The 21077-nt window shown below is 72.3% G+C and carries 19 protein-coding genes; 11 read left to right on the top strand and 8 right to left on the bottom strand.

Annotated features, from left to right (window positions below):
- Window positions 1–50 precede the first annotated feature (50 nt).
- Window positions 51–2222, bottom strand: coding sequence for a S53 family peptidase (locus AC0B61_RS31025; RefSeq protein ID WP_471744847.1), 2172 nt, complete (start codon window positions 2220–2222; stop codon window positions 51–53).
- A gap of 256 nt (window positions 2223–2478) precedes the next feature.
- On the opposite strand from AC0B61_RS31025, the gene AC0B61_RS31020 reads away from it, so the two are divergent.
- The gene (locus AC0B61_RS31020; RefSeq protein WP_471744845.1) at window positions 2479–3045 is read left to right on the top strand and encodes a CGNR zinc finger domain-containing protein; all 567 of its coding nucleotides are present in this window, start codon (window positions 2479–2481) and stop codon (window positions 3043–3045) included.
- Between the two features lie 92 nt (window positions 3046–3137).
- On the opposite strand, the gene AC0B61_RS31015 is transcribed toward AC0B61_RS31020, so the two are convergent.
- The 3 genes from AC0B61_RS31015 to AC0B61_RS31005 form a co-directional block, all read right to left on the bottom strand.
- Window positions 3138–4628, bottom strand: coding sequence for an FAD-dependent monooxygenase (locus AC0B61_RS31015; RefSeq protein ID WP_471744843.1), 1491 nt, complete (start codon window positions 4626–4628; stop codon window positions 3138–3140).
- Between the two features lie 191 nt (window positions 4629–4819).
- Entirely contained in the window at window positions 4820–6520 is a 1701-nt protein-coding gene (gene paaN / locus AC0B61_RS31010) for a phenylacetic acid degradation protein PaaN (protein WP_471744841.1), read from the bottom strand.
- A gap of 150 nt (window positions 6521–6670) precedes the next feature.
- Entirely contained in the window at window positions 6671–7936 is a 1266-nt protein-coding gene (locus AC0B61_RS31005) for a hypothetical protein (protein ID WP_471744839.1), read from the bottom strand.
- A 188-nt stretch (window positions 7937–8124) separates the two neighbouring features.
- Between AC0B61_RS31005 and AC0B61_RS31000 the strand changes: the two genes are divergently transcribed.
- On the top strand, window positions 8125–8709 hold the full coding sequence (locus tag AC0B61_RS31000) for a TetR/AcrR family transcriptional regulator (protein WP_471744837.1): 585 nt from the start codon (window positions 8125–8127) through the stop codon (window positions 8707–8709).
- Window positions 8710–8773: 64 nt separating this feature from the next.
- Here the strand turns inward: AC0B61_RS31000 and AC0B61_RS30995 are convergent, their stop codons facing one another.
- Window positions 8774–9235 (bottom strand): Lrp/AsnC family transcriptional regulator, encoded by a 462-nt coding sequence (locus tag AC0B61_RS30995; protein WP_471744835.1) that lies wholly within the window; start codon window positions 9233–9235, stop codon window positions 8774–8776.
- A gap of 149 nt (window positions 9236–9384) precedes the next feature.
- Between AC0B61_RS30995 and AC0B61_RS30990 the strand changes: the two genes are divergently transcribed.
- The 4 genes from AC0B61_RS30990 (at window position 9385) to AC0B61_RS30975 (ending at window position 14781) form a co-directional block, all read left to right on the top strand.
- The gene (locus tag AC0B61_RS30990) at window positions 9385–10524 is read left to right on the top strand and encodes a thiamine pyrophosphate-dependent dehydrogenase E1 component subunit alpha (protein ID WP_471744833.1); all 1140 of its coding nucleotides are present in this window, start codon (window positions 9385–9387) and stop codon (window positions 10522–10524) included.
- Window positions 10524–11525, top strand: coding sequence for an alpha-ketoacid dehydrogenase subunit beta (locus AC0B61_RS30985; RefSeq protein ID WP_471744831.1), 1002 nt, complete (start codon window positions 10524–10526; stop codon window positions 11523–11525). The genes AC0B61_RS30990 and AC0B61_RS30985 overlap by 1 nt, the downstream gene beginning before the upstream one ends.
- Entirely contained in the window at window positions 11525–12898 is a 1374-nt protein-coding gene (locus tag AC0B61_RS30980; RefSeq protein WP_471744829.1) for a dihydrolipoamide acetyltransferase family protein, read from the top strand. Before AC0B61_RS30985 ends, AC0B61_RS30980 begins: the two co-directional genes overlap by 1 nt.
- A 437-nt stretch (window positions 12899–13335) precedes the next feature.
- The gene (locus AC0B61_RS30975; protein WP_471744827.1) at window positions 13336–14781 is read left to right on the top strand and encodes a globin domain-containing protein; all 1446 of its coding nucleotides are present in this window, start codon (window positions 13336–13338) and stop codon (window positions 14779–14781) included.
- Here the strand turns inward: AC0B61_RS30975 and AC0B61_RS30970 are convergent, their stop codons facing one another.
- The gene (locus AC0B61_RS30970; RefSeq protein WP_471744825.1) at window positions 14782–15324 is read right to left on the bottom strand and encodes an NUDIX domain-containing protein; all 543 of its coding nucleotides are present in this window, start codon (window positions 15322–15324) and stop codon (window positions 14782–14784) included.
- A 158-nt stretch (window positions 15325–15482) separates the two neighbouring features.
- On the opposite strand from AC0B61_RS30970, the gene AC0B61_RS30965 reads away from it, so the two are divergent.
- Complete coding sequence (locus tag AC0B61_RS30965; protein ID WP_471744823.1) at window positions 15483–15908, top strand: SsgA family sporulation/cell division regulator; 426 nt, start codon at window positions 15483–15485, stop codon at window positions 15906–15908.
- Window positions 15909–16033: 125 nt separating this feature from the next.
- On the opposite strand, the gene AC0B61_RS30960 is transcribed toward AC0B61_RS30965, so the two are convergent.
- A complete protein-coding gene (locus AC0B61_RS30960; protein ID WP_471744821.1) occupies window positions 16034–16414 on the bottom strand; it encodes a phage holin family protein in 381 nt (126 codons plus the stop codon).
- A 107-nt stretch (window positions 16415–16521) separates the two neighbouring features.
- Between AC0B61_RS30960 and AC0B61_RS30955 the strand changes: the two genes are divergently transcribed.
- From AC0B61_RS30955 to thiC, 4 genes are all read left to right on the top strand, one after another.
- A complete protein-coding gene (locus AC0B61_RS30955) occupies window positions 16522–16839 on the top strand; it encodes a cupin domain-containing protein (protein ID WP_471744819.1) in 318 nt (105 codons plus the stop codon).
- A gap of 43 nt (window positions 16840–16882) precedes the next feature.
- Entirely contained in the window at window positions 16883–17551 is a 669-nt protein-coding gene (gene tenA / locus AC0B61_RS30950; RefSeq protein WP_471744817.1) for a thiaminase II, read from the top strand.
- 225 nt (window positions 17552–17776) lie between these two features.
- Window positions 17777–17977, top strand: a complete 201-nt coding sequence (locus AC0B61_RS30945; protein ID WP_471744815.1) for a DUF5326 family protein — start codon at window positions 17777–17779, stop codon at window positions 17975–17977.
- A 285-nt stretch (window positions 17978–18262) separates the two neighbouring features.
- On the top strand, window positions 18263–20071 hold the full coding sequence (thiC, locus tag AC0B61_RS30940; RefSeq protein ID WP_471744813.1) for a phosphomethylpyrimidine synthase ThiC: 1809 nt from the start codon (window positions 18263–18265) through the stop codon (window positions 20069–20071).
- Between the two features lie 152 nt (window positions 20072–20223).
- On the opposite strand, the gene AC0B61_RS30935 is transcribed toward thiC, so the two are convergent.
- The gene (locus AC0B61_RS30935; protein WP_471744812.1) at window positions 20224–20862 is read right to left on the bottom strand and encodes a hypothetical protein; all 639 of its coding nucleotides are present in this window, start codon (window positions 20860–20862) and stop codon (window positions 20224–20226) included.
- Between the last annotated feature and the right edge of the window lie 215 nt (window positions 20863–21077).

Here is a 21077-nt window from a genome sequence, read left to right as displayed (position 1 = left end):
GGGGTATCGGTGGTGCTGCCGGGTGCTACCCGGTGCTACCGGCCCGGTGGTCAGCCGACGTTCACCGCGACGTCGTCGATCACGAAGCTGGTCTGCTGCGACGAGTCCTCGGTGCCGGTGAACTTGATGGTCACGGTCTGGCCGGCGAAGGAGGTCAGGTCCAGGGTCCGCTGCACGTAGCCGGGGGCGGCGTTCACGTTGGAGTAGGTCGCCAGCGTGGTGCTGTTGGCCTGGACGGTCAGCTTGTCGTACGCGGTGGTGCCGCTCTCCGCGGTGTCGATGTGCAGCCAGAAGGTCAGCTTGGCGGAGGTGCAGCCGGCCGGGATGGAGACGGACTGCGACATGGTGTCGGTGTGGGCCGAGCCGTAGCCGTCCATCCAGGCCTTCCAGCTGCCCGTGTGGGCGGCCTGGGAGGAGCTGTTGTCGACGATGCCGCTGGAGGCGGTCCACGGCGAGGCGGAGCCGGTCTCGAAGCCGCCGTTGTTGACCAGCTGGGCGGCGGTGCAGCCGCCGGGGGGCGGGGTGGTGCTGCCGCCGCCGAGCAGGGCGGTGGTCAGCGCGTCGGCGACCGGGGAGCCCCAGCCGGTGACCTGGTCGTAGCCGGCCTTGGCGGAGAAGTCCTGGTTTGCGCCGGTGGTCACGTCGTGGAAGGTGCTGCCGTAGCTGCTGCTGTTCGCGACCGAGTACAGCCGCGGGCTCGCCTCGCCGAGGGCCGGCTGCCCGGCGGCCTTGGCCTTCTGGTTGAACTGGGCCGCGTAGCCGGACCACAGCGGCGCGGCCGCGCTGGTGCCGCCGTAGACCTGCCAGCCGCCGGCCGTGTAGATCGCGAAGCCGCTCTGCGGGTCGGCGTTGGAGGCGACGTCCGGGACGGTGCGCATGGTGCCGTTGACGCCGGTGCCGGTCTGCCAGCTCGGCTTGCTGAACACGGTGGAGACGCCGCCGCCGGCGGTGCTCCAGGCGCTCTCCGAGGAGTAGCCGTTGCCGCTGCCGACCTTCAGGTTGGTGCCGCCGACACCGGTCTGGTGCGGGCTGGAGGCCGGGAAGTCGACGGCCTTGACGGTCGAGCCGCTGGTGGAGCGGGTGCAGTCGCGCGAGCCGTCGTCACCGGAGGCGGAGAAGATCGAGATGCCCTGGGCGGCGGCCTGCTTGAAGGCGTTGTCGACGGCCGTCATCGAGGCGGCGGTGGTGTCGGGCTCGCAGGAGCCCCAGGAGATCGAGATGACCGAGGCCCGGTTGTCGGCCACGATCTTGTTGGCCATGTCGATCTCGCCCTGGTCGCTGTTCGGGGCCTCGTAGACCAGCTGGGTGGCCTTGGGCGCCGCGCCGCGGACGATCTCGCTGTCCAGCTCGACCTCGCCCTGGCCCTGGCCGGGGGCGGAGTCGTAGCCGGCGCCGTCCACCGAGACGGTGGAGACGGCCGGGCCGGTCAGGCCGTACTGCGAGTCGTAGGTGGTCAGGTTCGAGGACTGGTAGCCGTCGAACTCCCACAGCGCGACGGTGGTGCCGGTGCCGTCCGCGCCGGTCTTGTTCAGGTTGTACGCGCCGGTGTACTGGGCCGGGGCCATGCCGCTCGGGCTGGCGGTGGCGGCGTTCGGGGCGATCGAGCCGGGGGCGGCGGCGGGCTGGGCCAGGCGGTTCTTGCGCACCGCGTGGTTGTCCAGGCCGCTGACGCCCTGGACCACGGCGGCCAGGTCGGACGGGATCGAGGCGGCGGCGTCGTTCGCGAAGAAGGCGCGCTGCAGCTGCGGGTCGACGTAGGAGCTCTCGTGGGTGCCGAAGGCCTGCGAGATCTGGGCGGCGGTGCCGCGGGCGTTGACGACCTGGCGGTTGGCGCTGACGTCGGAGACGGTCAGGCCCTGCTGGGCCAGGTAGGTCCTGACCTGGTCGACGTCGGCCTGGGTCGGCCCGAACCGGGCGGTGAACTGCTCCGGCGTCAGGTAGCGGCCGTACTCGGGGGCGCCGGGGGTGGTCACCGCGGCGAGGAAGCGGTCCAGGGCGTCGGCGTTGCGCAGCTTCAGGTTGACGGACACCGAGATCTGCTGCTCGGAGGGGACGTCACCCTTCTTCTCCGAGTGGGACACCGCGGGGTTCACGGTGTTCGGCAGGGAGACGCGCGGGGTGGCGTTCGGGGCGGCGGCCTGTGCGGTGGAGACGCCGAGCGAGACGGCGGTCAGCGGCAGCACGGCTATCGCCGCGGCGAGAGCGAGGGAACGGGGGCGCACGGGATCCTCCTCCGGCCGGCTGTGGGGGCCGGCAAGGGGCCAGGCGTTCCGGGGTCGAGAACGCTGGCTAGAACATGACAGAACCCGTGTGCGAAGTGGCTCATGGCCAGGCAATTCGTTGCTAAAAAACAGTCAACTGTGGAGGCCGGGAAACTCCCGGATTCCATACAGTGAATGAACGGAATTCGGGGGCCGGTCCATACCAATCGGCGCTGCCGGACGCGGACGTAGAATCGGGTGGAGCCGAGGGAGAACGATGACTGACGTGATGCCAGACCCGAGGGATCCACGACCGCTGACCGGCGAACCACTCGCGCTCGACCTGCTCAACACGCGCTGGGCCGGGACGCCCGTCAACGACCTGCTCACCGGAGTCGACGGGTACCGCGTCTGGCTCTCCTCCGCCGGGCTGGGCGGGCGCTGCGCGGCCGACGAGGCGGGGCTGGCGGCCATCCGGCAGGCCCGCGAGGCGATCCACCTGGCGGCCCAGGACGCCCGCGAGCAGGGCGAGTTGGGCGCTGCGGCGCGGGACGGACTGGACGCGGTGCTGGCGCACGGTCGGATCCGCCGGACGGCTGGGCCGGGCGGCCCCGAGGACCTGGCCGAGGCCGACCAGCCGCAGTGGCTGGCGCCCTGGCTGGCCGCGGACGACTTCCTCACGCTGCTCGGACAGGGCGCGCAGCGGGTCAAGCAGTGCGCGCACGAGGCGTGCATCCTGCATTTCTTCGACGCCTCGCAGAACGGGCGCCGGCGGTGGTGCCGGATGGCGGTGTGCGGGAATCGCGCGAAGGCGGCGCGGCACTACGTGAAGGCGCGGGGTTAACCGACGACCGAACGATGGTTCGGTGCTTCGGTGTTCGAACCGCGAGGTCCGGGCGGGTGCGCCGGTGAGGGCACGCCCGCCCGGAACGACGGTCAGGCGGGGGTGCCGAGCCAGCTGGTGAGGGCGGCGCGGAGTTCGCCCTGGCCGGGGTCGACGGCGGCCCAGGCGACGTAGCCGTCCGGGCGGATCAGCAGGACGGTGTCGCGCAGCTTGCCGTGCGGATCGGCCGGGGCGGCGGAGACCATCCGGTCGGCCCAGGGCGCGGCGGCGGCCAGTTCGTCGTTGCTGACGAGGACGAACCTCCCGGCGCGCAGCGCCTCGTAGAGCCGCGCGGGGGCGGGCGGAGCGCCCTCGGCGGGCTTGCTCAGGGCGGTCAGCCGCAGGTCCGGGACGCGCTTGCCGACCTGCGGGTGGGCCTCCTTGGGCGCCGGGTAGGAGATGCCGATGCCGGAGACCAGCCGGGCGCCGCGCTCGCTGACCACGTCGAGGTGGCTGCCCAGCGCGGTGAGCGCCCCGCGCAGGGCGCGGGTGGGGGCGGACTCGGCGAGGGCGAGCCGGATCAGTGCACCCGAGGTGCGCAGGACCGTCTTCCCGACCGGGTGCCGCTCCGTCTGGTAGGTGTCCAGTAGCGCGTCGGTGGCCCGGCCGCGCACGGTGGCGGCGAGCTTCCAGGAGAGGTTGGCGGCGTCCTGCAGGCCGGTGTTCATGCCCTGGCCGCCGGCCGGGGAGTGGCAGTGGGCGGCGTCGCCGGCCAGGAAGACCCGGCCGGAGCGGTAGTTGGGCGCCTGGCGCTCGTCGCTGTGGAAGGTGGAGCTCCACCGCACCTCGTGCAGGCCGTAGTCCTCGTCGAGGACGGACCGCAGGAGGGCGGTGAGCTGCTCGGGCGTCGGGGCGGTGCCGTCCGGGAAGCGCTCGTTGCGGTCCCAGGCGATGACCCGGTACCAGCCGTCGCCGAACGGGGCGATGAAGGCGAAACCGGTCCCGCCCGCGCCGACGGTGATCGCCTCGGCGGGCTCGCGCTCCAGCCGGACGTCGGCCAGCACCACGGAGTCGACCACCGACTCGCCGGGGAACGGGATGCCGAGCAGGTCGCGGACGGCGGAGCGGACGCCGTCGGTGCCGACCGCGTAGGCGGCGCGGTGGGTGCGCCCGTCGGCGGTCTCCAGCGTCACGCCCTCGGCGTCCTGGCGCAGCCCGGTCACCTCGGCGCCGCGCACCAGGGTCGCGCCGGCCTTCTCCGCGCGTTCCAGGAGCAGCCGTTCGACGTTGTACTGCGGCGTGATCAGGACGAACGGGAAGCGGGTGGGCAGCGAGCCGAGGTCGACGGCGAAGCGGTCGAACATCCTCAGCGCGGCGAGCGGCCGGCCGGTGGCGATCAACTCGTCGGCCAGGCCCCGGGCGTCCAGCAGCTCCAGGCTGCGGGCGTGCACGGCGAAGGCCCGGGTGAGGTTGGACTCGGCGGCCCGCTTCTCCAGGACGGTGACGCCGACCCCGGCGGCGGCGAGGTCGCCGGCCAGCAGCAGCCCGGTCGGTCCGGCACCGACGATCAGGACGTCGGTTTCGGTCGTCGGCTTCACGGTCATGTATCAGCTCCCGTTGTTCGGAGGGTGGTCGGACGCCGTTCCCGGCGTTCTCCCAGCCTCCATCATCGCGGGCCCGGTGGGAGCTGTGAACCGCCGGGCCCCGGCGGTGGGTGACCGCCGGGGCCCGGGGTGTCGCTGCGCGGGCTCGGCCGGGCCGGTTCGCGGGCTCGGCCGGCGCCGGGGACGGGGGCTCAGCCGTGCCGGCGGACCTCCACCGTACGGAACCGGTTGGCGACGAACGCGCCGTCGCAATAGGCCGAGTTGGCAGCCGGGTTGGCGCCGGTGCCGTGCAGGTCCGAGAAGGCGGCGGTCTGGTTCGGGTAGACGCCGCCGGTCAGGTTGAGGGAGAGCGAGACGCCGGAGTCCAGCGCGGCCTCGACCAGCAGCGCCTCCACCTCGGGCGAGGTGGTGTAGCCGGAGGCCGTCATGGCGCCCTTCTCGCGGACCGTGGTGCGCAGCAACTCGATGCCGGCGGCGGTGGATTCGACGGCGACGGCGAAGGAGACCGGGCCGAAGCACTCGCTGCGGAAGACGGCGCGGTCGTCCGGCTTGTCGGCGTCCAGTTTGACCAGGGCGGGGGTGCGGACGGTCGCGCCGGGGAAGTCCGGCGAGGTCACCGCGCGCGGGGCGAGGACGAGTTCGCCGTACTCGCCGCCGGCCGCGGCGGCGGAGCGCTGCAGCACGCCGGGGTTGACGACGGCGCCGAGGATGGCGGCGGCGCGGGCGTCGTCGGAGAGCAGGCCCTGGATCGCGCCGGCGAGGTCGCCGACCACCTCGTCGAAGGACTTGTCGCCCTGGTCGGTGGCGATGCCGCCGCGCGGGATCAGGACGTTCTGCGGGGTGGTGCACATCTGGCCGCTGTAGAGCGAGAGCGCGAAGGCCAGGTTGCCCAGCATGCCCCGGTAGTCGTCGGTGGAGTCGATGACGACGGCGTTGACGCCGGCCTTCTCGGTGTAGACCTGCGCCTGCTTGGCGTTCTCCTCCAGCCAGTCGCCGAAGGCGGTGGAGCCGGTGTAGTCGATCATCTTGATCTCGGGGCGGACGGCGAGGGTCTGGGCGACGGTGCCGCCCTCGTGCTCGGCGGCCAGGCAGACCAGGTTGGCGTCGAAGCCGGCCTCGGCCAGCACCTCGCGGGCGGTCCGGACGGTCAGCGCGAGCGGCAGCACGGCCCGCGGGTGCGGCTTGACCAGCACCGGGTTGCCGGTGGCCAGGGAGGCGAACAGGCCGGGGTAGCCGTTCCAGGTGGGGAAGGTGTTGCAGCCGATCAGCAGCGCGAGGCCGCGCGGGACGACGGTGAACTCCTTGGTCATCACCAGCGGCTCGCGCTTGCCCTGCGGCTTGGTCCAGCCGGCCCGCCGCGGCAGGCGGGTCTGCTCGGCGTACGCGTAGGCGACGGCCTCCAGGCCGCGGTCCTGGGCGTGCGGGCCGCCGGCCTGGAAGGCCATGCCGTAGGCCTGGCCGGTGGTGTGCATGACGGCCTGGGCGAACTCGTGGGAGCGGGCGTTGATCCGGTGCAGGATCTCCAGGCAGACGGCGGCGCGCTCGAGCGGGGAGGCGGCGGCCCAGCCGGGGCGGGCGGCGGTGAGCGCGGCGATCAGGGCGTCCGGGTCGGCGTGCGGGTAGGTGATGCCCAGCTCGACGCCGTACGGGGAGGCCTCGCCGCCGACCTGGTCGCCGTCGGTGGGCTGGCCCGGCAGGGCGAAGGGCGCACCGAGCAGGGCGTCGAAGGCGGCCTTGCCGTCCGCCGGGCCGTTCTCGCCGTAGGCCTTCGGGAACTCGGGGTAGGGCGACCAGTAGTCGCGCTTGGCGGCGGCGTCTAGCGCGGCGTCCAGGGTGGCCTGGTGGCGTTCGACCAGCTCGCTGACGAGGGGGTGGGTGACCGCTGCGGACATCTGTGCGCTCCTCAGAGGGGAGGACGGGACACGTCACAGAGTAACCGAACGATCGGTCGGCTCAAGAGGGTGCGGCGGGGGGATCGCGCCGGAACGGACGGAGGGCGCGTCCGCGGCGGACGCGCCCTCCGGGGCTCGGGTGCTCCGGGTCTACGGCACGCCCAGCTCGAACAGCACGTACCCGGCGTACCAGCCGGAGGCGACCGCGCCGGTGCCCAGCACCGCGGCCAGCACCGGCCAGCTCAGCTTGCGCATCCCGACCGCGAGCGCGATCAGCAGGGGGAACGCGGGCAGCAGGTAGCGCGAGGTGTTGCCGAAGATGCCGAGGCTGCCGAGCACCGACACGATCGTGGCCAGCGTGTACGCGGTCAGCACCAGCGGCGGCCGCAGCCGGACCATCAGCACGATCAGCACCGGCAGGGAGAGCACGATCAGGGTGGCGAGGAGATCCGGCACCAGGAAGGCGAACGGGTAGTCGCTGCGGCCCAGCAGCACACCGCGGATCGCGTGCCAGGTGCCCTGGCCTCCGTCGAAGTAGTGCAGCCAGGCGTCGTGCTGCAGCCGGAAGTAGCCGCCCCACTCGCCGGTGCGCCAGCCCACCCAGCCGACGTAGCCGAGCAGGCCCAGCGGGGCCGTCACCATCGCGGCGAGCGGGCGCAGCACGCCGCTCTCCCGGCGGTACAGCTCGACCAGCGCGGCCAGGCCCACCGCGCCGATCAGCGCCGCCGCCGTCGGCCGGTTCAGCCCGGCGACCAGGGTGATCACCCCGGCCGCGACCCACTGCCTGGTCATCACGCAGTAGCAGGCCCAGGCGGCCAGCGCGACGAAGGTGGAGTCCGAGTAGACCGCCCACTCGGCGCCCGAGCCCGGGGCGATCGCCCAGATCCCGGCCGCGATCACACCGGCCCGCACGTCCCCCGACAGCTTCTCCACCACGGCGTAGATCCCGGCGGCGGCGAACAGCGAGGCCACCACCGAGACCAGCATCCCGGCGCCGTACAGGCCGAGGCCGGTGACGTTCGAGGTCAGCCGCATCAGGCCCGGGTAGAGCGGGAAGAAGGCGGCCGAGTTCTGCTCGATGTTGAAGCCCTCCGGCCCCGCGATCGGGACCAGCGCCGGGTGGTAGCCGAACTGGGCCACCTGCTGGTACCACCAGCCGTCCCAGCTGCCCAGCACGTCCCACGGGTTGGCGCCGCCGCCGAACCGGGCCGGCTTCTTCGCGTAGCCGCCGGCGAAGGAGAGCAGCTTCATGAAGACGGTGAAGCCGACCAGCTTCAGCACGGCGTAGCACCACACGGCCGGGCCGAACCGGACCACCAGCGCGCGGGCCCGCTCCTTCCGGCTGGGCGAGGCGCCCTCCGGATCCCCGCCAAGCCGGTCGGGCACGTCGGAGGCGACTGCCGGTATTGCGTTCATCAGCCGTGGACCCCAGCCTGCTGGACGTGGACGGATCGTCCGCAGATTCTAGGGCCCGTCTTCAAACTCCCGCCTGCGGGGCGACGCCGGGAATTTGAAGACGGGCCCAAGGGCCTGCACCCCACGGCCGGGGTGGGCCGGCCGGACCCGACCGCGTACCGCGCGGGGCGGGCGGGGATACTCAGGGGATGGCCGATCACACCACGCGCACCGCCTACACCGTGGAGTCACTGCTCGCGGTGACCGTCGACGTGTTCAACGAGCGCGGCTACGACGGCACCTCGATGGAGGACCTGTCCCGGGCCGCCGGGATCTCCAAGTCCTCCATCTACCACCACGTGCGCGGCAAGGAGGAACTCCTCCGGCTGGCCGTGGGGCGGGCACTGGACGGGCTGTTCGCGATCCTGGCCGAGCCGGCCGCCGTCGAGGGCCCGGCGGTGGAGCGGCTGGAGCACGTGGTGCGGCGCACCGCCGAGGTGCTGCTCGCGGAACTGCCGTACGTCACGCTGCTGCTGCGGGTGCGCGGCAACACGGCCACCGAGCAGTGGGCGCTGGAGCGCCGGCGGGACTTCGACCACCAGGTCGCCGAGCTGCTGCGGGCGGCGGTCGCGGACGGCGCGCTGCGCGTGGACGTGGAGCCGCGGCTGGCGACCCGGCTGCTGTTCGGGATGATCAACTCGATCGTGGAGTGGTACCGGCCGGGGCTCAGGGGCGCCGACGGCGTCGCGGACGCGGTGGTGCACCTGGCCTTCGACGGGCTGCGGGCGCGGTAGCCGGTAGTCGTTCGCTGGTCGCCGTCGGGGGCCGGCGGCGCTCTGGCAGGGCGGCAGGGGCCCGTCAGTCCGGGGGGACCTGGTCGGTCTCCTCGAAGACCAGCATGGTGCGGGTGCCGAGCACCTGGGGGATGGACTGGATGCGGTTGAGCACGAGCTCCCGCAGCACCCGGTTGTCGGCGGTGTGCACCAGCAGCAGGACGTCGAAGTCCCCGCCGACCAGGGCGATGTGCGCGACCCCCGGCAGCTCCAGCAGCTGCTCGCGGACCGTGCGCCAGGAGTTCTGGACGATCTTCAGGGTGATGTACGCGGACGCGGTCTGACCGGCCCGTTCGTGGTCCACCCGGGCGGTGAAGCCGCGGATGATGCCGTCCTCGACCATCCTGGAGATCCGGGCGTACGCGTTGGCCCGGGACACGTGCACCCGCTCGGCCACCGAGCGGATGGAGGCGCGGCCGTCCTGCTGCAGCAGCCGCAGGATCGACCGGTCGACCCGGTCGAGTCTGGACACCTGTTCAGCCGACATGACCCCCCACCCTCAGCGATTGGACGTACTGCCACCAGTCGACCGCCACTCGGACCGAATGTCCACCACCTTGTCACGCTTCTGGTCAAGATGAACAGACGACCGAACAATCGGTAGGGAGCCCCCGCAACCCCTGGAGGTGCCCCGAGATGACCGTTCTCGACCACAGACACCACACGGGCGTGCCAGGTTGGCTGCCCGGGGCCACCGCCCCGCGCACCGACCCCGCCCCCCTGCTCCCGGACCCCTCCCCCGTCCGGGTGCTCGGCACCCCCGCGCTGGAGAAGTACGACCCCGCGCTGCTGCGCGAGCTCTACCGCCGCCTGGTGGTCGGCCGCCGCTACAACCAGCAGGCGACCACCCTGACCAAGCAGGGCCGCCTCGCCGTCTACCCCGCGTCCACCGGCCAGGAGGCCTGCCAGATCGCCGCCGCCCTGGTGCTCGGCGAACACGACTGGCTGTTCCCCAGCTACCGCGACACCCTCGCCGTGGTCTCCCGGGGCATCGACCCCCTGGAGGCGCTGACCCTGCTGCGCGGCAACGCCCACACCGGCTACGACCCACGCGCCGGCCGCACCGCCCCGCTCTGCACCCCGCTCGCCACCCAGGCCCCGCACGCCGTCGGGCTCGCCCACGCCGCCCGGCTCAGCGGCGATCCGACGGTCGCCCTGGCGCTGCTCGGCGACGGCGGCACCAGCGAGGGCGACTTCCACGAGGCGCTCAACTTCGCGGCCGTCCTCAACGCGCCGGTGGTCTTCCTCGTGCAGAACAACGGCTACGCGATCTCCGTCCCGCTCAGCGCCCAGTCCGCCGCGCCCAGCCTGGCCCACAAGGCCGTCGGCTACGGCATGCCGGGCCGGCTCGTCGACGGCAACGACGCGCCCGCCGTGCACTCGGTGCTCACCGAAGCGGTCGAGCGGGCCCGCGGCGGCGGCGGCCCCACCCTGGTCGAGGCGCTGACCTACCGGATCGAGGCGCACACCAACGCCGACGACGCCACCCGCTACCGCACCGAACCCGAGGTGGACGCCTGGCGCGACCACGACCCGGTCCTGCTGATGGAACGCGCACTGCGCGAACTCGGCGTGCTCGACGACCGGCTGGTGCAGGACGCGGCGGACGAGGCGGAGGCGCTGGCCGCCCGGATGCGCGCCGAGTTCCACACCGAACCGGACCTCGACCCGATGACGCTGTTCGCCCACGTCTACGCCGAACCCACCCCGCAACTGCGGGAACAGGCCGCCCAGTTGTCCGCCGAGCTGGCCGCCGAGGCCGAGGTGCAGCACTGATGCCCACGGTAGTCTCCCCCCGTACCGCCTCCATGGCGCAGGCGCTCAACTCCGCGCTGCGGGACGCCATGCGCGAGGACCCGGCGGTGCACGTCCTCGGCGAGGACGTCGGCGCGCTCGGCGGCGTCTTCCGGATCACCGACGGCCTGACCGCCGACTTCGGCCCGGACCGCTGCCTGGACACCCCGCTCGCCGAGGCCGGCATCCTGGGCACCGCGATCGGCATGGCGATGTACGGGCTGCGCCCGGTCGTCGAGATGCAGTTCGACGCGTTCGCGTACCCGGCGCTGGAACAGCTGTTCTCGCACGTCGCCAAGATGCGCAACCGCACGGCGGGCCGGCTCCCGCTGCCGATCACCGTGCGCATCCCCTACGGCGGCGGCATCGGCGGGGTCGAACACCACAGCGACGCCTCCGAGGCGTACTACACCAGCACCCCCGGCCTGCACGTCGTCACCCCGGCGACGGTGGCCGACGCGTACGGGCTGCTGCGCGCCTCGATCGCCTCCGACGACCCGGTGGTCTTCCTCGAGCCCAAGCGGCTCTACTGGGGCAAGGCCGAGTTCGACCCGGCGGCGCCCGTCGAGCCGATCGGCAAGGCGGTGCTGCGGCGCACCGGGACGTCCGCCGTCCTGATCACCTACGGCCCCTCGCTGCCGGTCTGCCTGGAGGCGGCCGAGACGGCCAAGGCCGAAGGCTGGGACCTCGCCGTGCTGGACCTGCGCACCCTCGTGCCGTTCGACGACGAGACGGTCTGCCGGGTGGTGCGCTCGCTCGGCCGGGCCGTCGTGGTGCACGAGGCGAGCGGCTTCGGCGGCACCGGCGCGGAGATCGCCGCCCGGGTCACCGAGCGCTGCTTCCACCACCTGGCCGCGCCCGTCCTGCGGGTCACCGGCTTCGACGTCCCGTACCCGCCGCCGATGCTGGAACACCACCACCTGCCCGGGGTGGACCGGATCCTGGACGCCGTCGCCCGGCTGCAGTGGGAGGACCGAGCGTGATGCCCGTCGTGCGGGAGTTCCGGCTGCCCGACCTCGGTGAGGGACTCACCGGGGCGGAAGTGGTGCGCTGGATGGTCGAGGTCGGCGACGTGATCGCGGTCGACCAGCCGGTGGTGGAGGTCGAGACCGCCAAGGCCGTGGTGGAGGTGCCCTGCCCGTACGGCGGGGTGGTCACCGCGCGGTACGGCGAGGAGGGCGAGGAGATCGCCGTGGGCGCGCCGCTGGTCACGGTCGCGGTGGCGCCGGCGGAGGGGTTCTCGGGAGGGCTCCCGGACGGGATCTCGGACGGTCTTTCGGACGGGCGCTCGTCCGCGGTGGGCGAGACCGTCGAACGGCCGCTGGTCGGGTACGGCGTCGCGGAGACCGGGAAGGGCGGGCGGCGGCGCCGGGTCGGGGCGGGTGCTTCGGGTGCCGCGGGTTCTTCGGCTGCGGGCGCTTCAGGTGCTTCGGCGGTGGGCGCTCCGGTCGCGGTCGTGTCGGTGGCCGCCGGGCCGGCGGTGGTGCCGGTGATCTCGCCGCTGGTGCGGCGGCTGGCCCGGGAACAGGGCGTCGACCTGGCCGCGCTGGCCGGCAGCGGGCCGGACGGGCTGATCATGCGGGCGGACGTCGAACGGGCGGTCGCGGCGAAGGTGGCCGCGCCGGTGGCGCCGGTGGCGCCCGCGGCGGTCCGGCCGCCGGCCGTGCAGGAGGGCGTCGTTCCGCTGCGCGGGCTGCGCAAGGCGGTGGCCGAGAAGCTCAGCCGCAGCCACCGGGAGATCCCGGCGGCGACCTGCTGGGTGGACGCCGACGCCACCGAACTGATGGCGCTGCGACGGCAGTTGAACGCCACACCGGGCCCGAAGGTGAGCGTGCTGGCGCTGCTGTCGCGGATCTGCACGGTCGCGCTGGCACGCTTCCCCGAGCTCAACTCCTCGGTGACCGAGGACGGTTCCGGGATCGTCCGGCACTCGGCGGTGCACCTGGGCTTCGCGGCGCAGGGCGAGCGCGGGCTGGTCGTCCCGGTGGTGCGGGACGCGCAGGCCCGCAGCACCGAGCAGCTCGGCGAGGAGCTGGGCAGGTTGACCGAGGCAGCACGCAGTGGCGCGCTCACGCCGGCCGAACTGACCGGCGGCACCTTCACGTTGAACAACTACGGGGTGTTCGGAGTGGACGGTTCCACCCCGATCCTCAACCACCCGGAGGCGGCGATGCTCGGGGTCGGCCGGATCGTCGCCAAACCGTGGGTGCACGACGGGCAGTTGGCGGTGCGCGAGGTGACGCAGCTGTCGTTCACCTTCGACCACCGGGTGTGCGACGGCGGGACGGCGGGCGGCTTCCTGCGGTTCGTCGCGGACTGCGTGGAGCAGCCGGGCATGCTGCTGCGGCAGCTCTGAGCGAACCCGCCGTGAGCAGGACGCGGTTGCCCTGAGTGGACGGGGGGCCACCCAGGGCGACCGCGATCGAGTGAGAGTAGCGCGTTACCGGGCCGGGTGTCCGGGCTTCGCGTGATTTGTCGGATGAGCAGTTCGGCCGTGCCACGCTGCCTAGGCGTCAGCAGAGACAAGCCAGGTGGTGGCGCAGGGCGGTCGGAGGCGAAACGATTCTCTTGGGTACTCGAAACGTAGCGGTGAAGTCCCGCAGAACACTTCTGGTCCGCACCGGGCACGGCTCGGCGGGGGCCACCTCCGTCCCGGGGCTGCCGGAGCTCCCGCCGACGGCTCCGGCGGACGCGGCAGATGCGGCGGAGCTCCCGCCGACGGCGGCTCCGCCGTCGGTGCCCGACGCGGCCGGGGCTCCTGGCGCGGCGCCCGCCCGTCCGGTGATCCCGGCCATGCCGTCGGAGCCGCCGGCCGTCCCGGCGCCGAGCTACCCGGAGGCGGCCCATCCGGAGGCGGTCTCGACCACCGGCACCTCACCCGCCTTCCGGCCGCTGTTCACCGACGCTCCCGGTCTCAACTGGTCCGGGCCCGGGGACAGTTGGAGCGAGGCCTGGGCCGCGCAGACGCCCGCCGGGCAGCACCCGGCCGCCCTGCCGCCCGCCCTGCCGCCCGCCCTGCCGCCCGCCCTGCCGCCCGCACCGCCGTCGGCGCCGCCGAGCATGCCGCCGCCCACCGGGCAGGCCGTACCCGACGCCGAACTCCCCCTCACCGCACGGGACGTCGAGCTGATCCGGGCCAGCCTCGCCGCCGTCGAGCCGGTCGCCGACCGGGCCACCGCGCACTTCTACGCGCTGCTCTTCCTGCACCACCCCGAGGTCCGCTCGCTCTTCCCGGCCGCCATGGACGTCCAGCGCGACCGGCTGTTCCGCACCCTGCTGTCCGCCGCGCGCGGCGCCGAGGACCCGGTGGCCCTGCGCGCCGGGCTGAGCGCGCTCGGCCGCGGCCACCGCCGGTACGGCACGCTGACCGGCCACTACGCCCCGGTGGGGGAGTGCCTGGTGCAGGCGCTGGCCCGGTACGCGGGCGGCCGCTGGGACGCCGACACCGAACTGGCCTGGCGCCGCGCCTACCGGCTGATCTCCTCGACCATGATCGAAGCCTCCGAGGAGGCCGCCCGCACCTCGCCGCCCTGGTGGCAGGGCGAGGTCGTCCGGCACGAGCGCCGCACCCGGGACGTCGCGGTGATCACCGTCCGGCCGGACCAGGCGTACCCGTTCCGGGCCGGGCAGTACACCAGCCTGGAGACGCCCTGGTGGCCGCGGGTCTGGCGGCACTACTCCTTCGCCTCCGCGCCCCGCCCCGACGGGCTGCTGACCTTCCACGTCAAGGCCGTGCCGGCGGGCTGGGTGAGCAACGCGCTGGTCCACCGGGCCGCGCCCGGGGACGTGCTGCGGCTGGGCCCGGCAGCCGGCGCGATGACCGTCGACCACACCGGCGGCCCGGACCTGCTCTGCCTCGGCGGCGGCACCGGCATCGCGCCGATCCACGCACTGGTCGAGGAAGCCGCCGGACACGGCGCGCCCGGCCGCCGCGTCGAGGTGTTCTACGGCGCCCGCCGCGCCGCCGACCTGTACGCGCTGGACGGCCTGCGCGAGCTGGCCCGCCGCCACCCCTGGCTGACGGTGCGGCCGGTGCTGTCCGGCACCGGCCCCGCCGAAGGCGCCCTGACCGGCGAACTCCCCGAGGTGGTCGGCCGGTTCGGCCCGTGGGCGGGGCGTGAGGCGGTGCTCAGCGGACCGCCCGCGATGGTGCGCCGCGGCGTCGGGGTGCTGTTGCGGTCGGGCGTGCCGGCCGAGCGGATCCGGCACGACCTGGTCGGCGACCTGGCCGCCGGATGATCACCCGAGATCGGGCGCGAGCAGCGCCCGGATGCCCTCGATGTTGGCCGCCAGGTACGCCCGCAGCCGTGGCGGTACGACGTTGACCGAGGTGACGCCCTCGCGGGTGAACGGCAGCCGCACCACCTCGTACTCGCCGTTGGGCTCCGTCACCTCGGGCCCGTGCCGTCGGCTGAGGTCCATCGAGGCGAGCCGGCAGACGAAGAAGTGCTGCACCTTGACGCCGTGCGGGTGCAGCGGGGTGCCGTCGTCGTGGAAGGGGTGGCTGATGGTGTCGACGAAGGCGGGCACCACGTCCACGACCTTGCCGCCCAACTCCTCGTCCACCTCGCGGTGCAACGCCTCGACCACCGTCCGGTCGCCGCGCTCGACCCCGCCGCCGGGCGTGATCCAGTACGGGTGCGGCGCGCCCGGCCGGACCCGGCGGATCAGCACGATCGAGGCCGGGCCGTACGGATCGTCCGGGTCCAGCTCCAGCAGGATCGCCCGCGCGGTGCGCTTGACCACCGGGCGCGGTGGCGGGATTCGGTTCTCGGGGCCCATGGCCACCTCCGGGGCTGGCGCGTTGTGCGGGAGTCTCCCGCGCGGAGAAAGGGTCGAAACACGGGAAATGGACCGAAACGCCGACCTGGTCGGCCACGTCCGCCCGGGGTCTCGCCGTGCGCGACGAAGACCCGGGCAGAAAGAGAGGTACTGGCGCCATGCAGCACACCACCGTCCAGAGCCACCTGGTGATGAGCCTCGTGGTCTCGCACGAGCTCTCCTTCCGCATCCTGGCGGACCTGACGTACCAGGCCGACGACCCGTACGCCGTCCGGCTCACCTTCCACGTGCCCGGCGACGCCCCGGTCACCTGGTACTTCGCGCGGGAACTGCTGGTCGACGGGATCAGCGGGCCCGCCGGCGAGGGTGACGTCCACATCCACCCGGCCGGCGAGGACCCCTCGGAAATCCGCGTCATGCTGCGCGCCCCCGACGGCGACGCCCTGCTGCAGGCCTCCTCGACGCCGCTGACCGCCTTCCTGGCCCGCACCGAGCAGCTGCTGCCGATGGGGCAGGAACTCGCCGCGCGGGAACTCGACGCCCAGCTCGCGGACATCCTCAGCGGGCGCGAGAACGCGGGGTGATCGGCCGGCTTTCGAAGGAGGCTTCCGAGCGCGGCCTCCGAACGCAGCTTGCGGAGCACGACGAAGGCCCGCACCCGGACGTTCCACCGGGTACGGGCCTCGCGCGCGGGCGGGCACGACAGCCGTCAGTCGTCGTCCAGGGCCAGGTGCAGGCCCCACGCCACCAGGCTGATGATCAGCGAACCGATCAGTGCCGAAACGAAGTTGGTCACATGGAAGTCCAACTCCAGCCGCCCCGACGCCCATGAGGTCAGCAGCAGCATCAGGGCGTTGATCACGAAGGTGATCAGGCCCAGCGTGAGGATGAACAGCGGGAACGAGAACAGCTTGACCACCGGCTTGATCAGCCAGTTGACGACGCCGAAGACGACGGCGACGCCGAGCACCGTGAGTGCCTTGTGCTGCCAGTCGGCGTTCCCCTGGGCGAGCTGGATGCCGCTGACGATCCAGGCGGCGACCCAGATGGCCGCCGCGTTGATCAGTGTCTTGATGACGAAACCCTTCATGGCGCCCAAGCCTGGCAGCACCACAGCCCCGGGGGAACCACCACACGGCGGGTTGGTGTTGAATGCCCCTGGTCCCGGAGGCGGACGGATGGGGAAGGACGGCGGCGGTGAAGCTCTTCCGGCTGGACGAACTGGACACCGAGCGCGCGGCCAACGACGGCGCGTACCTGCGGTTCCTGCGCGAACCGCGGATGTCCGCCGGACTGTACGCGCTCTCCCCCGGCGACACCGACCCGCAGACCGCGCACCACCAGGACGAGATCTACCAGGTGATCAGCGGCCGGGCCGAACTCACCGTCGGCGCCGAGACCGCGACCGTCGGACGCGGCACCGTCGTGTACGTCCCGGCCGGCACCCCGCACCGGTTCCACCACGTCACCGAGGAACTGCGCGTCCTGGTGGTCTTCTCCCCGCCGGAGGACTGACCGCAAAGGCGGGGGTTCGAGGACGGGCCTTAGGGTCGTCCGCATGACCCGCAGCCTCACCGAAGAACTCTGGGCCTCGATCGAGCCGATCTACGGCGAGATCCTCGCCCACCCCTTCCTCGCCGGCCTCACCGACGGCACCCTGCCGCGCGAGGCCTTCCGCCACTTCGTCGTCCAGGACTCGCACTACCTGCGCGACTACGCCCGCGCCCTCGCCGTCTGCGCCGCCAAGGCCCCCGGCGAGGACGACGTCCGCGCCTTCGCCGACGACGCGGTCGGCGCGCTGGCCGCCGAGCAGGGCATGCACGCCGAGTTCCTGACCGCCTTCGGCGGCACCGCCGAACAGGCCGCCGCCGAACCGGTCCTGCCCACCACCCGCGCCTACACCAGCTACCTGCTGGCCACCGTCTACGGCGGCTCCTTCGCCGAGGCGGTCGGCGCCGTCCTGCCCTGCTACTGGATCTACGCCCGGGTCGGCGGGGCACTGCTCGCCCAGGGCTCCCCCGACCCGCTCTACGCCAAGTGGATCGCCACCTACGGCGACGAGGCGTTCCAGTCCGTGGTGCGCCGGGTGCTCGCCCTCACCGACCGGCTCGGCGAGGAGATCTCCCCCGCCGAACGCCGCAAGGTGGTCGAGCACTTCGGCACCACCTCGCGGTACGAGTGGATGTTCTGGGACGCCGCCTGGCGCGGCGAACGCTGGCCGGTCTGACCGGCCGCGGACCGCTCACGGACCGGCTGGCGGGCGGCTTCTCAGGGGGCTCCCCGCAGATCCGCAGGGGGTCTTCCCGAGGGTCGGGCTCCGGGTGATCTCGGGGTTCTCTCCGGGCCGTTGGCCCTCGTTCCGGCACTCGGGCCCCCGTACGATCGACATATCGAAAGCAAGCGGGATGCGGCACCGGACGGCGGCCGGCCCTTGGGGAGAAGAGGAACGGACATGGCTGAGCTCTGGAAGTCACTGCCCTCGTGGGTGCGCAACATCGTCATCCCGGTGCTGGTCCTGGTGCTGGCCTGGAACGTCGTCGCCTTCGTCTTCGGCGTCGTCGGCGCACTGCTGGGAATCGCGATCAAGCTGCTGGTGGTGGTCGGCATCGCCGCCGCCGTGGTGATCCTGGTGAAGAAGGCCGCCAAGAGCTGACCGCGCACCGAACCGCCGTCCTGAGGCCCGGCCCCCCACGAAGGGGGAGCCGGGCCTCGGCCGTGCCCGGACCGCGATGTGTCCCGGTCGGGGAGACGGTCTGGACCTGCGGGGATCGGCTCGCTACGGTGTTGGGCGTCATGTGCAGGCAACACCGCCTGTGACGCGGGAGCTCGGAGCACCGGGCTGAGAGGGCGCTGACCGGGACGTCGACGGACGGACCGACGGCTGCGTCGACCGCAGGAACCTGGACCGGGTAATGCCGGCGTAGGGAGTAGAGGTCAGATGACCACGTTCGAAGCACAGCCGCAGTCTGCCCGGAGCACCCCCAGCAGCGAGCGCAGCGGATATCCGACGCCCGCCTGGCGCAAGGCCTACCGCGAGGGATCGCGCCCCGACCTGCGCGTCCCGTACCGCGAGGTGCAGCTCACCAACGGCCGGACCGTGCCGCTGTACGACACCGCCGGCCCGTACACCGACCCGTCGTACGAGCCCGACGTGCGGCGCGGCCTGCCCGCGATGCGCGACCCCTGGATCCGGCAGCGCGGCGACGTCGAGGAGTACGACGGCCGCGAGCCGCGGCCCGAGGACGACGGGATCAAGCACACCTCGCCGCGCGGCGGCAACCTGCGCAACCTGGACGCCGTCTTCCCCGGCCGCCCGCGTCGCCCGCTGCGCGGCCGCGGCGGCGCGGCCGTCAGCCAACTCGCTTACGCCAAGCGGGGCGTGGTGACGCCGGAGATGGAGTTCGTGGCGCTCCGCGAGGGCCTGGCGCCCGAGTTCGTGCGTGCCGAGGTGGCCCGCGGCCGGGCGGTCATCCCGGTCAACGTGAACCACCCGGAGGTGGAGCCGGCCGTCATCGGCACCAACTTCCTGGTGAAGATCAACGCCAACATCGGCAACTCGGCGGTCACCTCCTCGATCGAGGAGGAGGTGGAGAAGATGACCTGGGCCACCCGCTGGGGCGCCGACACCGTCATGGACCTCTCCACCGGCCGCAACATCCACACCACCCGCGAGTGGATCCTGCGCAACTCCCCCGTGCCGATCGGCACCGTGCCGCTCTACCAGGCCCTGGAGAAGGTGGACGGCAAGGCCGAGGAGCTGAGCTGGGAGGTCTACCGGGACACCGTCATCGAGCAGTGCGAGCAGGGCGTCGACTACATGACAGTCCACGCCGGCGTGCTGCTGCGCTACGTACCGCTCACCGCCCGCCGCAAGACCGGCATCGTCTCGCGCGGCGGTTCGATCATGGCCGCCTGGTGCCTGGCGCACCACCAGGAGAACTTCCTCTACACCAACTTCGAGGAACTGTGCGACATCCTGGCCTCCTACGACGTCACCTTCTCGCTCGGTGACGGCCTGCGTCCCGGCTCGATCGCGGACGCCAACGACGAGGCGCAGTTCGCCGAACTGCAGACCCTGGGGGAGCTCGGCCGGATCGCCCGCGAGCGCGACGTCCAGGTGATGATCGAGGGCCCGGGCCACGTTCCGATGCACAAGATCAAGGAGAACATGGACCTCCAGAAGGAGATCTGCGACGAGGCGCCGTTCTACACCCTCGGCCCGCTCACCACGGACGTCGCGCCCGGCTACGACCACATCACCTCGGGCATCGGCGCCGCGATGATCGCCTGGTGGGGCACCGCGATGCTCTGCTACGTCACGCCCAAGGAGCACCTGGGCCTGCCCAACCGGGACGACGTCAAGACCGGCGTGATCACCTACAAGATCGCCGCCCACGCCGCCGACCTGGCCAAGGGCCACCCCGGCGCCCAGGCCTGGGACGACGCCCTGTCCGACGCCCGCTTCGAGTTCCGCTGGGAGGACCAGTTCAACCTGGCCCTCGACCCGGAGACCGCCCGGGAGTTCCACGACGAGACCCTCCCCGCCGAGCCCGCCAAGACGGCGCACTTCTGCTCCATGTGCGGGCCGAAGTTCTGCTCGATGAAGATCAGCAAAAGCATCAATGAGAAGTTCGGCCAGGGCGCATCCTCGCCGGAGTACGACGAGGCCGCTGTCGAGGGTATGAAGGCCATGTCCGACGAGTTCAAGGCCCAGGGCAACAAGGTCTACCTGCCGATGGCGGACTGACCGTACGCACTGTTCTCGGTGGGGCCAGGAGCACCATTCAGCTCCTGGCCCCCCGAGCTGCGTCACCTGTCCTGGGAGGTGGAGGGGGCTTCCCAGGGCAGGCCTCCTGGCGACGCCTCGCCACGGATCGCGGCAGGGCTGGTCTGAAGGACTCAACCGCCGTAGAGGTAGAAGCCGGCCATCTCGTCCTTCCTGTCCGTCATCTCGCGGATGCCCGTGTCGGCAGCGTCGAACAGTCTGGCAACACCCACCATCACGTTGTGGAAGTGACGGATGTGGATGCGGTCGATGCCATCAAGAGTCGGATCACCGCTGTTGCGGACTGGGTAGCGGAAGTGCTCGGAACTGGGGTCCATGCCATGCAGCTGGAGGAGCACACGCTCTGTGTTGACCAGCTCCGCTTGATCGTCGCCAGGGAACGAGCGTTCCAGAAGCGGCCGAGCCCTGCGCCACAGGACCTCGATGCTGTGACTCCGCATCAGCTCGTGCGGCTCATCGAGGTAGACGCTCGCTAGCTCGATCAAGGTCTTGAGATGAAGCTCGACGTAGTGCCGCCAGCACATCACGAACGGATAGATCAACGTGTCTTGATCCCGTCCGCTGGACACAACCTGGTCTGCGATGATCTCGGCGGCATTCGCGTAACCGCGGAGGTAGCCAAGCCAGCGGTCCTGACCGAAGTCGAGACAGGCAACCGCCTGCCAGTCGGGCTCCTCACGTAGGAGATCAGCCTCCGCGTGAGGCCATGCTGGCGGATCCGTGAAGGTCATCATCTCGTCAGGCTCGTCCATGCGTGTGAGTCTCCTCGGACCCCAAGAACGGCGCACCCGATTTCACGGCCGATCTGCCGCAGTGAGGTGCCGCTTGGGAACAACGCTCGCACGCCCGAGAGCCCTTCACGGTAGGCACCACTAGATGACTGATGCCAAGGGCTCGCCGCCGCGCATGACATGAAGCGAGGGAGTCCAAAGATCGGTTGTGACGCCTGATCTGGACTCCCTCGCGA

Source organism: Kitasatospora sp. NPDC023385, from assembly GCF_055664045.1.
The sequence above is the reverse complement of the archived record's forward strand: the minus strand, read 5'-3'. Positions and strand labels throughout refer to the sequence as shown.

Excerpts from the sequence above, each read along its gene's own strand:
- AC0B61_RS31020 (WP_471744845.1), top strand. The coding sequence starts at position 2,479 with ATGACTGACGTGATGCCAGACCCGAGGGATCCACGACCGCTGACCGGC.
- AC0B61_RS31015 (WP_471744843.1), bottom strand. The coding sequence starts at position 4,628 with ATGACCGTGAAGCCGACGACCGAAACCGACGTCCTGATCGTCGGTGCC.
- paaN (WP_471744841.1), bottom strand. The coding sequence starts at position 6,520 with ATGTCCGCAGCGGTCACCCACCCCCTCGTCAGCGAGCTGGTCGAACGC.
- AC0B61_RS31005 (WP_471744839.1), bottom strand. The coding sequence starts at position 7,936 with ATGAACGCAATACCGGCAGTCGCCTCCGACGTGCCCGACCGGCTTGGC.
- AC0B61_RS31000 (WP_471744837.1), top strand. The coding sequence starts at position 8,125 with ATGGCCGATCACACCACGCGCACCGCCTACACCGTGGAGTCACTGCTC.
- AC0B61_RS30995 (WP_471744835.1), bottom strand. The coding sequence starts at position 9,235 with ATGTCGGCTGAACAGGTGTCCAGACTCGACCGGGTCGACCGGTCGATC.
- AC0B61_RS30990 (WP_471744833.1), top strand. The coding sequence starts at position 9,385 with ATGACCGTTCTCGACCACAGACACCACACGGGCGTGCCAGGTTGGCTG.
- AC0B61_RS30985 (WP_471744831.1), top strand. The coding sequence starts at position 10,524 with ATGCCCACGGTAGTCTCCCCCCGTACCGCCTCCATGGCGCAGGCGCTC.
- AC0B61_RS30980 (WP_471744829.1), top strand. The coding sequence starts at position 11,525 with ATGCCCGTCGTGCGGGAGTTCCGGCTGCCCGACCTCGGTGAGGGACTC.
- AC0B61_RS30975 (WP_471744827.1), top strand. The coding sequence starts at position 13,336 with ATGCCGTCGGAGCCGCCGGCCGTCCCGGCGCCGAGCTACCCGGAGGCG.
- AC0B61_RS30970 (WP_471744825.1), bottom strand. The coding sequence starts at position 15,324 with ATGGGCCCCGAGAACCGAATCCCGCCACCGCGCCCGGTGGTCAAGCGC.
- AC0B61_RS30965 (WP_471744823.1), top strand. The coding sequence starts at position 15,483 with ATGCAGCACACCACCGTCCAGAGCCACCTGGTGATGAGCCTCGTGGTC.
- AC0B61_RS30960 (WP_471744821.1), bottom strand. The coding sequence starts at position 16,414 with ATGAAGGGTTTCGTCATCAAGACACTGATCAACGCGGCGGCCATCTGG.
- tenA (WP_471744817.1), top strand. The coding sequence starts at position 16,883 with ATGACCCGCAGCCTCACCGAAGAACTCTGGGCCTCGATCGAGCCGATC.
- AC0B61_RS30945 (WP_471744815.1), top strand. The coding sequence starts at position 17,777 with ATGGCTGAGCTCTGGAAGTCACTGCCCTCGTGGGTGCGCAACATCGTC.
- thiC (WP_471744813.1), top strand. The coding sequence starts at position 18,263 with ATGACCACGTTCGAAGCACAGCCGCAGTCTGCCCGGAGCACCCCCAGC.
- AC0B61_RS30935 (WP_471744812.1), bottom strand. The coding sequence starts at position 20,862 with ATGGACGAGCCTGACGAGATGATGACCTTCACGGATCCGCCAGCATGG.